This is a genomic window from Mammaliicoccus sp. D-M19 (assembly GCF_022386695.1).
Taxonomy (GTDB): domain Bacteria; phylum Bacillota; class Bacilli; order Staphylococcales; family Staphylococcaceae; genus Mammaliicoccus; species Mammaliicoccus sciuri.
Map to the genome: position 1 here is coordinate 156,869 of NZ_JAJNHW010000001.1, position 14,561 is coordinate 171,429.

Genomic DNA, 14,561 nt, shown 5'->3' on the forward strand with positions numbered 1-14,561 from the left:
TACACTTCATCCTTTCGTACTAACTTTATTGATATTATTTTCATTAGAAACGTTCCAATATCCAATTATTGCACTATTGTCACCGTCAATATAAACCCCACCAGTGCCACCGTTATTAAAGAAGTTCGTATTTTTGGTATCAACTGTACGTATAGCAAAGTCTTTTTCTGAACCCCATAAGTGATTATTTTCAACTGCACCAGTAGTTGTGTGTGATAGATAAATGCCACCTCTTGGAGTATCATCCTCTGTTTGCAAGCTAGTATTTGTTACTGTGTTGAATCGTACAAAATAGTTTTGAGCATATTGAACAAATATTCCATTTCGACCTGTTGTGTTAATTAAATTATTAGTAATATGCAAATGTCTTACTTGCGAAGGAAGACCAGTAAATGGAGATATCTCATTGAATATTCCTTCCGTCTTTACATTATTTATATAGTTTTTATCAATAAAAACAGTGTTACATCCTGTGTGACGAATACCACGATAACCACTATTTATAGTATTGTCTTTTATGTGGATATTTTGACAAACCCTTAAATTAATTGCTTCGCCTACATCATTATTGTCGCATTCGAATATATTGGCATTAATATTAATGTTTTTAGCATATGCTGTTTTATCATTGTATTGTTGACCATATATCGTAATACCAAACTTAGTATAGTTGCTGAAAAGGTTATTATTTATAAAATACAACGAACCTGCTTGAGGTGTTTCACTTGGGTTTCCATTTATGTCATTAGCACTTTTATCTGATCCACCAACATTAGAGATACGCACGCCTTGTGAACAATTTTCAAATGCGTTATTCTCCACTCTTACATTATTCCATTTGTAAGGTCTAACAGCAGACTCTACAATATTCTGGAATGTATTGTTTGTTATGGTAAAGTTAGATTGGAATATGTTATGGACACTAAAGTGATTACCTACACCAACATGAAAACTGTCTAGAATATCCGATTTTCTAAAAGTATTTCCTGTTATAATTACATCACGACAAGGTGTACCATCATATACACCATTTCCAGCTATACCATCTTTTGTATATTCAGAAATTTGTATAGCCTCTTTCATACTTTCATCAGTAAGATTGATATAACCTTCAAAAATACAATTAGTTACACGTAAGTTTTTTATACCGTTACAGTCTAATGCGTGATAACTAATAACATTTCTAAACCTCACATTGTCGAAAGTAATATTTTCGGCATGTTTAAGGTTAACCATATTCGCAGCTTTAGTTGGATATTTTTCTAATTGTTCAAAGTTACCGTCTAAAGTACCACCAATAAAGTGGATGTTTCCTCTACCGTTATACTCTGTAAATTCATCAGAATAAGGTCCATTCATAAATAATTCATTTGTATTACCACGCAATATCGTAGTGTTATTATCCATACTTATCGTTGTGTTTTCATAAACTAATAAACAGTTATGAATTAAATAATCACCAGCAGGTATAAACAACTTCCCACCTTTAGCGTCTTTGATTCTATCTAAAGCATGTTGTATATGATTTGAAACGTCAGTTTTGCCGGTCTTATCTGGATAATATTCATCCAGGTTGATTTCAACAAATTTGTTTTCAACCCTGTCTATTTCTTTTGTGACATTGTTAAAATCTCTTAATAGACGCTCAGATAACACCTCATGTTTTTCTCCATCCATAGAGACTCGACTATCTGTTACTTCTTTAACTCCATTACCATCTACTCCAACAACCAAGTTACTAATTCTTGAACTCTCGTAATCAATTCTATCGCCAACTGTCATGCCTTTATGGTCTATTTGTTTACTTGTATGTGCCTTCATTTGTGACACTTGATGATTAATAAATTTTTCTTCGATATTGTTAACAGTTCTTTCCATTTCTTTAAAATTACTTATAATCAATCTTCTGAAAAGTTGTCCTAATTCAACAGGAAAATTCAACTTAATTCTCATTATTCGCCCTCCTCTTTTGTAATTATCTGTTCTTGTAGCCCTTGTATATCTAATTTATTTTGTTCTATTTGTTGTTTAGCAGAAATTAAATCTGTTTGTAGCTTTGCGTTTGATGTTTGCAAGCTAGATATTGCAACTCTCATAGAATTAATCAACGACTCTAAATCTTTGATGTCATCGCCATTATCAAATTCTTCTAACCCTAAAATGGCCTTAACATGAGTCATAGGGAAATATCTATCCCCGTCAGTATCTTGAAGATATCTGATATTAATTTCAGCCATCTAATAACACCACCCCTACACTATCGGAATATAAATTAGGCATAACAAAAGTCGAGCCTCCAAGAGTACCCGACTTGATTTGTTTATCTACATTTTTTATACGTTTATTGATTGCTTGTTGCATCTTGATAATGTCTGTTTTCTTATTACTGAAATCTACTTCAACTGGTAAGTTCAGTAATGGATGCGATTCTGTTATCTTGATAACTTTCAACATTGTGTCAAATCCTAATCCAGTATGTTTAAAATAAACGAGATCACGTTCAGTGATTTGTTCGGTATCTAGGTAATTGGTTGATAGTTCAACAACAGGTTCATCATTTAATTCTTGAATAAGTTTCTTGCGTAATTCTGCTTTATCTAAAATATTATCATCATAGATAGTTGCAGCTTGTTTAGGGTTATTCTCATCGTAATATGGTGAGTAATAAGTATCGCTTACGTGATATAAGTCCTCACCCTTCAATACAGCTGTTAAGTTTAGTGTCGTTGATTTTTCTGTACCCACATACATGGTTGGTGCTGTTTTATATTCTTTAACATTTGGGTCAGCACCACGATGTACTGCTTTGAATGTATGCCACCCTTTGGATAAATTACGTGCAATCACAATTTGTTCAGAACGGGCTGTATGACTGTAACAACTATACCTTCCTATCAATTCGTCATCTAAATAGACATCTAACAGTCCTCCACGAGATAGTTTTTTTAGTGACCACGTAAGAGTTTCATTGCCCCATTTACACTCAAATCGTTTCTCATAGCTTGCACCCACGACTTGCGTACGCCAAGTACCCTCTTTAAAGAAAGTACCATTGTACGTTAAATTAGGTGGTTTAAATGGACTGTAATTCTTCGTTTCAGTTTTAGTTTTCTTCTTGCCATAACCTTTTATAACTGTTTTTTGTTCTTGCGTATTTACAGAAACGTTTGCTTCATCAACATTGTAGCCACCAATCAATTCAACATCAGATGTTCTTTCATAACTTTCATCATCATATATATAGATTGTTTTGTTATCAGCATGAAAGATATATCCAAATAGTTCAGCACCTTCTACTAGAAACTCTATACCGTTCTTATCGCCGACTTCATCAATCGCAATACGTTGGTCAAACTTACCGACAATCTTATATGAATAACCTAGCTTATTTCCTTTGAAACCGAAGTCTAAATATTGCTGTAACGTCCATGTTGGCGACGGTAATTCTTCATCACTGTCGTTATTCATTTCTTCTGATTCCAAATCTTTGTCGATGTAATGATTCTGAAATTCATACATAATATGATGTGCCACAATATCATTCGTAAGAGTGACGTTATTACTTTTTGGATCTGTTGTTTTAATCACATACTGTTGACCACGGAATAATAAAATAGCTTCATTTTGAATCAAGTCATATATATCTGGTGCAAAACTTGTCTTGAACGCAGTAAACGAGATAGAACGGCTCGCATTTTGTTCACGCTCATGTTTGAATGAAAATAAATCATAATCAATCAACAACTCTGCGAATGTATTAGCACTATTGGTAATAATTAAATTATCCATTTAACCACCTACCTATAAATAAACGGGAATATAAATTCAGCAGTTGGCTCTGTTATATCCGTTCCGATTATTTCAATGTCATTATAGCCAGGTGCTAATGATAACCATTCATGATTTGTGTCTATACCGACTCGTTTACCATTAATAGTTGGATAAACACCATTAATAATGAGTTGTTGATTTGATTTAATAGCTTTCTTATATTGAAATACGTCACCAGTCGTTCGATTATGCAGTTTAAAGCCATTAGGCGCATTGACATTAAGTTTTATGATTAACTTATGTCGATGTGGAAAAGGTGCAATCGTGTCAGATGAACCATTGAATATTCTAAAGCTAGTTGTATTATGCTTGTACTTAATATCGTCATTCACAAGTAAACCATTGCCGAACTGCCATTTGTCAGAAGTTTTGTCATATTGGTTAGTTTCATATAGTGATTCGGAGTAACCTTTGTTACAAGTAAATGTAATAGTGAAATCACTGTGTCTTATTGTTATTGGACTTTTTTCAACTTTAGGAGTTGGAGCAACAAAATACTTTATTCCAGGCATTTTACTGTGAACTACATAATAAGGTTCTCTACTTTGTATTTCATTTTCTAACTCAAAACAAAACAAATCCATATCCGTACTATCTACACCTGTATATCTAAAATGTAAATTAAGTTCGAATGGTCCAAATGTTGTGGTTCCCATTAAAGCGCCGTCTACTCCACTTATCTCTTGAATAAAAGTATTTCCATTCACTTCATGTTTATCAAATCCAATAAAATCAAAACCGTCTTTCTCCATGAGATTGACGGTTTTATTGTTACTATATATTAATTTAACCCATTTTCCATTATCACAATTCATTTACCCACCTCCTAATACGTATGAATTGTTGTTATACATTGAACCTTGTCGTTTGCTTACTTGTTGAGCAACTATTTTACCGTCCATGTATACATTTATATCCTTATTAGCAATTCTATTTGTATCTCTATTGTTGATTTCTTGTAAGCTATTACCTTCATTGATTGCTGTAAGAATTCCATGAAGTAATTGAGCATCTTCTGAGAACCCAAGCATTTCTCCTGTTCTGTCCCAAATTACTTTACTTCTAGTTTTCATTGAAGGGTCATGACTGATTACAGATTCACTAAAGCCACCTTCTGCCAACCACGCAATTTCTGGAGAGTTGATAATGCCACCACTTGCATAACCATGACCATGACCAATAACATCTAGTATACTGCTTCCATATGTTTTACTTGCATAGTTCATTCCTGCCACTAAGTTGTGTAATGGATTCCAAATGTCACCCATACCTTTACCTTGATTGGCTTTGAAAGTACCAGGTTTAACTTGCACAAGTCCCATTGCGTTTCCGTCAGCTAGTCCGTCGTTACCACCCATTGCTCTAGCATTTCCACTTGATTCTGTTTGAATTTGTTTCATCCAAGCATTGATATATTTCTGTGTAACAGGTAATTTAGCAATTTTCAGTGCAGTTCTAATAGTATTTAACCAACCACCTCCACCAGATTTACCACCTTTGCTATTTAAGAATTTTACTGGATCTTTGGTATTTCTATTAGTTAAAGCATTTGCTGCTGGGTCTTCTATTTGCGTGTGTAAGTGAGCGCCAGTTGTATAGTGACCACTGTTACCTGTTTTCGCGAACGTTTCACCTTGCTTAATTCGTCCGGTCTTCAAAACTTTTTCTAAGTGGAGATAGTATTGAGCAACTTTACCACTTAATATTTGAGCGATTGTACCTCCACCGAAATCACTTTGCGCTCTGACGATACCACCAGTTGGTGCTTGTATCTTTTCATAACTGTGTGGTGTATCAATACCATAATGACGTCCACCATTAATTGATAACGGATAACCTGGTAATGGTTTATTTGGACTGTATCCAAAACTAACACCGTGTTTTAAGATGCTAGAACCGTCAACATTTCCGTAACCACCAGCTTCATCGAACCAGCTCATTACTTTTTTAACTAAACCTTTCTTAAGTCCAGCAAAACCATGTTTCATGAAACTACCATATACGCCTTTTATACTAGAGAAATCCACACCAAATTTATCTAGCGCAATTTGTACTAATTTACCCGGGTTTTCAATGTAGTCCCATACTTCTAAAGCTTTTGATGTGGCTTTGCCTGCAAGTTCTCCACCTTTTTTAGCAACAGTTTTTACAGTAGCATCTGCCGTGGCTTTCGTGATTGCTTTTACATTATCGAAACCTTGTTCAAATGCTGATTTCTTATTATTAGTTTGTTTTTTAGTTGCTGAACCTGCACTAAATCGAGGTATTCCACCAAACATATTTTGCGTATCTCGACCATTGATCACTTCCATACCTTTTCGAAGCGGAAGGATTACATCTCGTCCTCTAGGTGCAAACAATGACCCGTCTTTATCTCTGATTAGTTCTTGATGACCGTTTGGACCTTTTCCGTTACCTAGTCCTTTATCGTTAACCATTGCTAAAGTATTTTCTTGTAACTGACCTTTAGCGTTCGTCTTAACAGATTTACTTCCACCAGTACCAGTAGACAATTTAGCTATTTTATCTTTGATTAACTTTTTATCCATTATCTTTTTAGATAACCAGTTAACACCATCAATCATTTTATTTAGTCCTGAAATTGCACCATTAGCAATTCCTTTACCAACTTTACTAGCAGCTGATTTAAAACCACTTACTGATCCAGATAAGAAGTTTTTAAGTTTATCTATCCATGATTTACCTTTGTCATACATAGCTTTAAAACCATTTACAACATTATCTCTTGCACCATGTGCTAAACTTGTCACCCTGTTTTTAATATTCGTAAAGATATTTTTAGCACTCTCAAACAATCTACCGAATATTTCTCTAGAACTTTTAGACATTCCTGAGAACTTATTACGTACGTTAGTCCAAATATTTTGTGCTAAATTAGTAATGAAGTTTTTCATTCTCGTCCACAAATCACGAGAATATTTAGATAAACCACTAAAAATATTTCTCGTAGATTTACTTAATCCAGTAAACTTATTGCGTATATTATTCCAAATTGACTGACCTAAAGAAGTGATTTTATTCTTTAATGACGTCCATAAATTACTACACCATTTAGATAAATTCGTGAAAATTCCACGTACCGATGTAGATAAACCAGTAAATTTAGTGCGGACAGAATTCCAAATTGATTGTGCAGTTTTACCGATGAAGTTTCTTATGAACGACCAACCTTTTACTACTACACCACGTAATAAACCTAGTCCAACTTTAACGACTTTAAGTATCTTGCCGACAAACCATAATTGAACTAAATTCCACGCTAAAACAACTGCGCCTTTTAGAATTTGAACGATACCCTGCCATACGCCTTTCCAATTACCAGTAAGTAATGAAGAAAATACTTTGATGATACCGAGTATGATATTTGTCGCGCCTTGTATTACGCCTTTTATGTTCTGCCAAACGGATACAATCAGCAATCTTATGGCTGGCCACAAAATTTTCATCAAATTCCAAATTAAAGTCATGATTGGCTTTATCACGTTACCCCAAATGAATTTGAATGTTGTAGAAATAAAACTACCTACATTTCGTAAAGCAGTCATTATTTCAGTACCGTTCTTAGACCAAAATGCACTAATTTGTGTGCCAATAGATCTAGCGAAATTACTTATTGCGTTAACAACTTGATAGAATGTTGTTTTAACTTTTGTAGCAAAATTAGTCAGTCCAACAACTACATTAGGTGGTAGTATCTTACTAAGTGTTATAACACCGTCTTGACCATTTCCTTTAAATAATTGGAAGAAACCTTTGATGATATTACCTATCGTTATAAATGTTTGTTTAACGCCATTAAGCGCAGCATTAACGATATTTCTAAATGTTTCAGACTTCTTATATGCAACGACAAATGCTGTACCTAGTGCTATGACTCCTAAAGTTATCCATCCAACTGGTCCAGTTAACTTCGCTAAAGTCCAACCCAACTTAGGAAATACTTTTGTAATACCTGCAATTGCACCTTCTGAACTTTTAGCAGCAGTACTGAATTTAGCAAAGAATTTTAAGAACTTGCCAAACGGTCCAAATATAGCGCCAATTATTCCAGTTAACTTACTGAAAATCATTAAAACAGGACCAAGACCAATAAGTATCAATGTACTCCATTGCATAATACTTGCTATCAGTTTCTGAGTATTTTTATCTAAACTGTTATACCAATTAACAATACCTTTGATACCGTTAACGACTTTATCAAGCACTTGACCTAGTGTTTCTCCCCACTTAGCGGCAGAACCTTCCATTCCGTCAATAGCAGTAGTTAGATCATTCATTAATGGTTTCATCTTACTGAAGAAACCTCCACCTTTACCACCAGCATCTAAAAAGCTAGCGCCAAGTCGACCGACTGCTGCCCACATATTAGCAAGCGAAGCAGTAAAGGACTTTTGTCCCATTTTCTTTGCTGCACCACCGATATTTGTTTCAATAGCATTTAGGAACATCTTGCTTGAAATTTCTCCGTCACTTGCCATTTTAAATACTTCATCAGCAGTTACGCCTGCTTCTTTAGCAATCCATTGATAGATAGGTATACCACGTTCAGAAAGTTGTTGTAACTCTCCGTTATAAGCTTTGTTCGAAGTTTGGACTTTGTTAATAATAGAACCCATTTCTCCCATGCTTGAACCTGCTATCGCAGCAGCATCGCCTGTTAAACTTAAATATCTAGTAAGTTCTTTACCTGGTTTAATTCCAGCTGCAACTGCACTAGATGCAGTCGTGGCAGCTTCACCTAATCCGAATGACGTTCCTCTAACTGATTCTAAGGCGTTATCCATGATTTTTTGAACACTTTCACTACTATGTCCTAAACCATCTAACTTAGCTTTAGCGTTATCAATCTCAACTAAACGCCCAAAACCTTTACCAATAGTTATACTTGCTAAAGCACCACCAGCAATCATTGCAGGCTTTGTAATTTTATTTGTAAGATTACTCCCTACTTCTTCTGATTTTTTAGATATATTAGTAAAAGTTGAACCAACCTTTTCAAAACCTTCTCCCGTTTTGAATACTCTATTCATGCCACGAGTCATATTCTTTTCGATATTTCTTGCAGCACGATCAGACGCTTTTTCAATATCGTTTAGACGATTAGCAATAGCAGTAAATGCCGAATCCATGCCGCTTTGATTGGCGCTAAATTTGGCTTGCAACTCCTTAATAGTTGCCATAAGACCCCTCCCTTCTTTTATTTATTTTTTAATTTACATATTTTGTTCAGCACGTTTTCTAGCTTCAATTTTCTTTTGGACTCTCTCGTTCCATTGATATTTCTTTTTAGGACTTGAAGATTTTTCAACTTTCTTTTTAGGTTGAATATCTTTCAAGAACTTCTTAACGTTTTTCATATCGTCTTTTGATTGAGGATTACTATTTAACATTGCGATGAAATTCATATAGTAATCAGCTTGCTCTTTTTCTGCTTTGCGTTCTTCATTTTCGAAGTGTGTCATTAAATAAGCTAGTAACTCACTAAAAGGCGTACTAAGAACTTCATCACGCCCTCCGAGTTCTTTACTCAACTTGTAGATGACGACTTCTTCTAATTCGATGTCGCTGGCATTGTTGCTGACATTACTTCGTCCTTCGTTTGTTCCTTCTTCGGAAACAGAACTGCCAACACCATTGAGAAGGAATCTTTTGACTTTTTTAAACGTTCGATTAATTTAGGAATATCATTCACTTCAATAACTGCATCTATAATGTCTAAGAACGTATAAACGTTTTGTTGACCAATTACATCAGCATTGATATTAGATGCTTGTGAAATTAAGTTTTGTAATGAATCTGGTGCGTTCTCTAATACGATTTCAAAAGAACCTAATACATCTTTAAAGAATTGAGCGCCTGCTCGTTTGAACGCCTCTGAACCGTCATATTGAAAAACACTTACTTTATCAATATCACCTTTAGCATTTTCAATTGCTTCTTCATAAAGTCTTCTATTTTCTTCATTGATTTCATTACGTTTCGCAAAGAATGTATCTAACGCACTTTTTAAGTGGTCGTTTGTATTAATATCTTTAACTAATTTATTTAATTCTTTTGATACTCTCTTAATTTGAAAAATATTCATCTCTTTAATCTCAACTTTTTCAGTTACTAACTTGTTACCTTCATATGTTTTGATCTCAACTTGTGCCATTTGTCATTTCTCCTTTTGATATATAAATTAAAAAACAAATAAAAAAGGCAGCGCTTTGTCTGCCTTACTCATTTTTATTCTTCTGTATTTGGTTCATCAACTGTCTTAACTGTTACTGTTGCAGTATCAGTTTTATTGCCGTCTTGTGTTGTAACTGTGATAGTTGCTTCACCTTCTGAAACGCCTGTTACTGTACCATTGCTTGATACTGTAGCGACTGCTTCATCAGAACTTTTATATGATACTGATTTATTTGTTGCCGTTGATGGTGCAACTGTACTTTCTAATTTAGTTGTCCCAGCTACTTCAATACTTGTAGTTTTCGGTGATATTGCCACACCTGTTACTGAGATAGGCTTAGTTTTGAATGAGGGAACGTCAACTTTTTCTGATTCTCCATTTTCGTTTTCAAACGATGCTTTATAAGTTCCTGCAGGATAATCGGTATTTGCCTCCAAGCCATCAATTGTAACTTTTGCTTTACCATCCTCTTGTCGTTCTGCAGTACCGACAACATCAGTACCTTTGTATACTTTTAATGTATCAGCCATTTTACGACCTCCTTATTGATTTTTTAAAAACCCCTATTCTGCAGTAATAGATGCCGATTTAGAGTTAGCATCTACCACTACATTTTGGGGAGTGCTAGGGTGTACTTGGTTCTTCTACTGGTTCTTCTGTCTCTTCTAATTTGTCTGGATCTTCTCCGATATAGAAATAGTTATTTGGTTTGTTTGCATCTGCACAATCTTTAGGGAACATTGCAAATTCCATTTCATAATTACCTTGTTCATTAGCAAATGACTTAGTCATACCACTTGAATTTGCGATTTTATGAATGAAGATATCTTCTGATTTGTCTTCTCCCATTTGTCTTGGGTGTATAGTTAAAGTTCTTGCACCAGCACGTAATGAAGCTCCAATTGGTGCATCTGTGACTGATACGGCCTTACCATTTCTATCAAAAGTAATTGTTCCACTTAATGTTTTACTGATAACATCTAAAGATGATTTAGCAGCAACGACTGTAACTGTACCGTTCCAACCAACAACTACTTGATCGTAGTTTGTATCTCCAAAGTCTGCCATATTAATATCAGTTAATTCAGGCTCTAATTGAACTTCTCCACCTTCTGCTTGTAACAAAGAACCATCTTCACACATTTTCCCATCGAATCTTAATTCTGTCGGTAATCCTTCATCAAAAATAAAGTCCGCCATACCGAATTCATAACTAATTTTTTCAGCTGCCATTTAAATTCCTCCTTAAATTTAGGTATAAAAAAAGCACTCATTTGCAATAAGGCAAAATAAGTGCTAAAAAGTTTATTGTATAAATCATATTGTCATTAATAACGCCAACTCTAATTGGCGGTGATTCTGCATAAATATATTGAGTAAAGTGTTTATCTGTTCTAATTAAACTACCGTCTTCATAGATTGGAACTTTCATAATTTGATTTGTGATACCATGTATAGCATTGTAACTGTCGAACGCTCGGTTCACAGTTTTATCAAAGTCCTTACTTCTAATTTCAACTTGATAATTCATCAAATGTGATTTCATATCGCTTCTATCTGGTGGATAACCACCATCATAATAAACAACACCAAACTCAGATTGAGCAGTATGATAATCAACTGTCCACTCTAAGTCTGGCACTTTGTCCATCAATATTTTTTTAATAGCGCGTTGTATCATCTAACTGCCTCCTTCAAGTAAACGTTCTAACGCTCTTTCCATTGCTGTTTCAAAATGTTGGTCAGTTAAAATGACGGCGTGTTGTAGGAATTTACGACCTGGTTGATATCCTTTAACATTAGGTTTTTGACGGGTACCTGTTCCTCGTCCTCTTATATAATAATTCGGATATTTAACACCACGTTCATATTTATCTCCTACTAATCTAACGTTGTTTAACTCATGAACATACGTTGCGTATTCCATATTTGTACCAACGTAGACGACAAACGACTGTCCTTCAACTGTGGCTTGTGTTGAATGTATACTATTCTCTAAATCTCCACTATCACGTGGCGAAAGTGCTTTAGCATATTCTTCGCAACTCAGACCGATTTTATCCATTTCATCTAGCAATATAAGGTTGAAACGTTTATTCATCGTTTTAAACTCTTGTTGTAATTCTCGAAGTCCTGTCCATTCAATTTTCAAACTAAGTCCTGCCATCTACATATAACCTTTAATAAAATGTGGTTTTCCTGTAATATCTTGCCCGTATTCAAGCTTTTTAACTTGTCCTAATACTTTTGTATCTTTAGGTGTTATATGCTCAATACGTGCGTTTAAATCGATATTTGAAACAGTATCAGATATAGGAATATAAACTTGAGTAACTGATGTGTATTCTTCACAATTAGCATTATAGATATTTTGAATACCATATCTAACGTGTGCTTTAGTTAATACCTTTTCAGTTAATGGTTTACCGTAGTCGTCTTTTATCTGATTACCGTTCGAATCAACCTTTGGAACAATTACGTTAACTTTATCTCTGTATATAATCATATTAATCTCCCAATATGACCTACTGATTTAGTTTGTAATTGTTGATTGATTAGGAAAAGCACATATGGATCAAGTAGATTATCAGACATTGTTACGCTAGCATCATTAATTTTTTGTGTTTCTACACCTTGTCTTTTCAACATAGCGTAACCATTGGACTCTCCTTCGAGTTTGTACAACATTTGTTTAACAATCATCCGTTCTGAGATTATTACTTTTGGATATAAGGAATGAATGTCTTCATAAGAATCAAATATATTTTGTTCTAATTCTTGAGGTCCCATACCTTCTAACAATGGATTAGAAGGTATTTTCTCAATGTATTCAATTACTTTTTCAGTATCTAACATATATCATCACCTACTCGCTAGGTTCTTCAATACGCTCGAAATAAGGACCTGTTCCTTTGAATTTCTTTTGTTTATCAATGTTTGTTTCAATTTCTTGCACACGCTTAACAGTTAGTTCAACTTCTTCGCCTGGTTCGAAACGTTTATTTTCTTTCTTACCATCAACTTGTTTAAGCACTTTAAATTTCGCCATTGATTTAACCTCCTTAATTATTTTAGAAAGTTAAAATTAACCTTCAGGAACTTCTTCTTCGTCAGATGTTTCGTTTGCAGTGATGATAGAAATACCTTTGATATTTTTCAATACAGGCATTGCTACTTCTCCGACAATTGTTTTCTCTCCAACTGGGTCTTGAGAAACAACAGAAACAACATACTTACCGTTTGCGAAGTTGTTATCAGCAGCTGGACCACTTAATGTATTACCTAAGTTTGCAGCATGTAATACGACTACATCATCGTCTAAATGTTTCTTAACAATATCTCCAGTAATACCTTCAATGATTGTTTGAGCATCGTCAATTTCGACTTTAGGTAATCCGATGTCTGTGAATAAAGTATCTAAATCAGATTGACGAACAATTTTGTTTCCAGCTTCTGAACCGTATAAGTCAGTAGCAACATTTGGATTACGTTTAATCTTCGCTAATGTTTTAGAGTTCATAACAACATAAGCAGGCGCTTGGCCATTGTTACGTTCTTTGTATTTTTCAACTTCATTCATCAATACTTCTAAAGGATTAACATCTGCACGAGAGAAATCTCCTGCTGTTGCTTTAGCTTCATCTGGTAAATCTAAATCAAATTGAATTTTCACTTCTGATTTTGGATCTTCATAATCAAACACACCACGGTAAACCATGTTTGCTCTGATTAACTCTTTAGTATCTTCAATACCTTCAGATAAATCAGCGATTGATAATAAAGCGTTTTGAACTAAAGCATCTTGCTCAGCACTGTTACGTGAGTTTTTGTAGCGATACATTTCTTCTTCTGTGTAGTGGTAGGCATGAGCGATTTTAGAAAGCTTAGCCAATACTTGTTGGATATCACCTTTCTTACGTAATGGTGTAGCAGCATCAAATCCAATAATAGAACCTGCTTTGATTCCAGTTGAATCAATAACGTTATATGCTACGTTAATATCGAATACTTGTTCAGTAGGAAAAGCATTTGATAAACGTCTTGAAGATTGAGCAGGTGCATTTTCAATAAATGCTTGTAATGTAGGTGTTTGTAAATTTTCGTGTTCTGTAATTAATGGCATTAATATTTCCTCCTTTTATTTGCAATTAAATAGGACGTATTACACGTCGAATGTAATGCGTCCTTGAGTAGCTTTTTTGAAATTGTTTGTTACGCCTGTTAATAGTTCTTCATAAACAGATGCTTTACGTAACGCTGATACTTGTTCATTAACTTGAACATCATCAATTTTAACTGCATGTCCTGTTAACACTGGTGCAGTCATTGTTTCAGGTGTTGAAGCTTGAACTAATTCAAATAAATCTGATTCAGTGTTTTTAAATACTGCTGTTCCACCTTTGATAACTTGACCTTCTGCTAATTTAGATGAATCTAAAGTGATGTTTCCCACAGTCCACTCAAGATTTTTAGCATCTCTTAAAAATTCTGGTTGTTCATTTTCGAATTGAATTTTCTTTGGTTTTAAACTCAT

The 14,561-nt window shown here is 34.4% G+C and carries 16 protein-coding genes; all 16 read right to left on the bottom strand.

The features are described 5' to 3' along the window. Nucleotides 1–6: 6 nt before the first annotated feature. The 16 genes from LQ675_RS00760 to LQ675_RS00835 all read right to left on the bottom strand — a co-directional run bounded on the left by LQ675_RS00760 (nt 7) and on the right by LQ675_RS00835 (nt 14,561). Complete coding sequence (locus LQ675_RS00760) at nt 7–1,953, bottom strand: right-handed parallel beta-helix repeat-containing protein (protein WP_239726989.1); 1,947 nt, start codon at nt 1,951–1,953, stop codon at nt 7–9. Then, nucleotides 1,953–2,237 carry a hypothetical protein gene (locus LQ675_RS00765; protein ID WP_239726977.1) on the bottom strand — a complete coding sequence of 95 codons (285 nt, stop codon included), beginning with the start codon at nt 2,235–2,237 and terminating at the stop codon, nt 1,953–1,955. The genes LQ675_RS00760 and LQ675_RS00765 overlap by 1 nt, the downstream gene beginning before the upstream one ends. Then, nucleotides 2,230–3,789, bottom strand: a complete 1,560-nt coding sequence (locus LQ675_RS00770; RefSeq protein WP_239726975.1) for a prophage endopeptidase tail family protein — start codon at nt 3,787–3,789, stop codon at nt 2,230–2,232. The genes LQ675_RS00765 and LQ675_RS00770 overlap by 8 nt, the downstream gene beginning before the upstream one ends. A gap of 8 nt (nt 3,790–3,797) precedes the next feature. Beyond that, nucleotides 3,798–4,646 carry a phage tail domain-containing protein gene (locus LQ675_RS00775; protein ID WP_239726964.1) on the bottom strand — a complete coding sequence of 283 codons (849 nt, stop codon included), beginning with the start codon at nt 4,644–4,646 and terminating at the stop codon, nt 3,798–3,800. Next, nucleotides 4,647–9,032 carry a tape measure protein gene (locus LQ675_RS00780; RefSeq protein ID WP_239726961.1) on the bottom strand — a complete coding sequence of 1,462 codons (4,386 nt, stop codon included), beginning with the start codon at nt 9,030–9,032 and terminating at the stop codon, nt 4,647–4,649. 33 nt (nt 9,033–9,065) lie between these two features. Continuing rightward, the gene (locus tag LQ675_RS00785) at nt 9,066–9,383 is read right to left on the bottom strand and encodes a hypothetical protein (RefSeq protein WP_107590655.1); all 318 of its coding nucleotides are present in this window, start codon (nt 9,381–9,383) and stop codon (nt 9,066–9,068) included. Between the two features lie 20 nt (nt 9,384–9,403). Then, a complete protein-coding gene (locus tag LQ675_RS00790) occupies nt 9,404–10,006 on the bottom strand; it encodes a hypothetical protein (RefSeq protein WP_239726959.1) in 603 nt (200 codons plus the stop codon). A gap of 74 nt (nt 10,007–10,080) precedes the next feature. Beyond that, nucleotides 10,081–10,557 (bottom strand): Ig-like domain-containing protein, encoded by a 477-nt coding sequence (locus tag LQ675_RS00795; protein ID WP_119650146.1) that lies wholly within the window; start codon nt 10,555–10,557, stop codon nt 10,081–10,083. A gap of 94 nt (nt 10,558–10,651) precedes the next feature. Continuing rightward, on the bottom strand, nt 10,652–11,260 hold the full coding sequence (locus LQ675_RS00800) for a hypothetical protein (RefSeq protein ID WP_070373229.1): 609 nt from the start codon (nt 11,258–11,260) through the stop codon (nt 10,652–10,654). A 37-nt stretch (nt 11,261–11,297) separates the two neighbouring features. Beyond that, nucleotides 11,298–11,708 (bottom strand): hypothetical protein, encoded by a 411-nt coding sequence (locus tag LQ675_RS00805; RefSeq protein ID WP_070373228.1) that lies wholly within the window; start codon nt 11,706–11,708, stop codon nt 11,298–11,300. Then, nucleotides 11,709–12,179, bottom strand: coding sequence for an HK97 gp10 family phage protein (locus LQ675_RS00810; RefSeq protein WP_239726957.1), 471 nt, complete (start codon nt 12,177–12,179; stop codon nt 11,709–11,711). It abuts the gene before it with no gap. A gap of 15 nt (nt 12,180–12,194) precedes the next feature. After that, nucleotides 12,195–12,533, bottom strand: a complete 339-nt coding sequence (locus tag LQ675_RS00815) for a hypothetical protein (RefSeq protein ID WP_239726955.1) — start codon at nt 12,531–12,533, stop codon at nt 12,195–12,197. Then, entirely contained in the window at nt 12,530–12,883 is a 354-nt protein-coding gene (locus LQ675_RS00820) for a hypothetical protein (RefSeq protein WP_058612489.1), read from the bottom strand. The genes LQ675_RS00815 and LQ675_RS00820 overlap by 4 nt, the downstream gene beginning before the upstream one ends. Before the next feature lie 10 nt (nt 12,884–12,893). Then, nucleotides 12,894–13,076: a hypothetical protein gene (locus LQ675_RS00825; protein ID WP_037587707.1), complete on the bottom strand. Its 183-nt coding sequence runs from the start codon at nt 13,074–13,076 to the stop codon at nt 12,894–12,896. Between the two features lie 36 nt (nt 13,077–13,112). Beyond that, a complete protein-coding gene (locus LQ675_RS00830) occupies nt 13,113–14,150 on the bottom strand; it encodes a major capsid protein (protein WP_239726952.1) in 1,038 nt (345 codons plus the stop codon). 39 nt (nt 14,151–14,189) lie between these two features. Then, on the bottom strand, nt 14,190–14,561 hold the full coding sequence (locus LQ675_RS00835) for a hypothetical protein (RefSeq protein ID WP_239726940.1): 372 nt from the start codon (nt 14,559–14,561) through the stop codon (nt 14,190–14,192).

Coding starts and splice junctions, on each gene's coding strand:
- LQ675_RS00815 (WP_239726955.1), bottom strand. CDS start 12,533: ATGATTATATACAGAGATAAAGTTAACGTAATTGTTCCAAAGGTTGAT.
- LQ675_RS00795 (WP_119650146.1), bottom strand. CDS start 10,557: ATGGCTGATACATTAAAAGTATACAAAGGTACTGATGTTGTCGGTACT.
- LQ675_RS00770 (WP_239726975.1), bottom strand. CDS start 3,789: ATGGATAATTTAATTATTACCAATAGTGCTAATACATTCGCAGAGTTG.
- LQ675_RS00760 (WP_239726989.1), bottom strand. CDS start 1,953: ATGAGAATTAAGTTGAATTTTCCTGTTGAATTAGGACAACTTTTCAGA.
- LQ675_RS00800 (WP_070373229.1), bottom strand. CDS start 11,260: ATGGCAGCTGAAAAAATTAGTTATGAATTCGGTATGGCGGACTTTATT.
- LQ675_RS00775 (WP_239726964.1), bottom strand. CDS start 4,646: ATGAATTGTGATAATGGAAAATGGGTTAAATTAATATATAGTAACAAT.
- LQ675_RS00830 (WP_239726952.1), bottom strand. CDS start 14,150: ATGCCATTAATTACAGAACACGAAAATTTACAAACACCTACATTACAA.
- LQ675_RS00780 (WP_239726961.1), bottom strand. CDS start 9,032: ATGGCAACTATTAAGGAGTTGCAAGCCAAATTTAGCGCCAATCAAAGC.
- LQ675_RS00820 (WP_058612489.1), bottom strand. CDS start 12,883: ATGTTAGATACTGAAAAAGTAATTGAATACATTGAGAAAATACCTTCT.
- LQ675_RS00805 (WP_070373228.1), bottom strand. CDS start 11,708: ATGATACAACGCGCTATTAAAAAAATATTGATGGACAAAGTGCCAGAC.
- LQ675_RS00790 (WP_239726959.1), bottom strand. CDS start 10,006: ATGGCACAAGTTGAGATCAAAACATATGAAGGTAACAAGTTAGTAACT.
- LQ675_RS00835 (WP_239726940.1), bottom strand. CDS start 14,561: ATGAGTTTAAAACCAAAGAAAATTCAATTCGAAAATGAACAACCAGAA.
- LQ675_RS00765 (WP_239726977.1), bottom strand. CDS start 2,237: ATGGCTGAAATTAATATCAGATATCTTCAAGATACTGACGGGGATAGA.
- LQ675_RS00825 (WP_037587707.1), bottom strand. CDS start 13,076: ATGGCGAAATTTAAAGTGCTTAAACAAGTTGATGGTAAGAAAGAAAAT.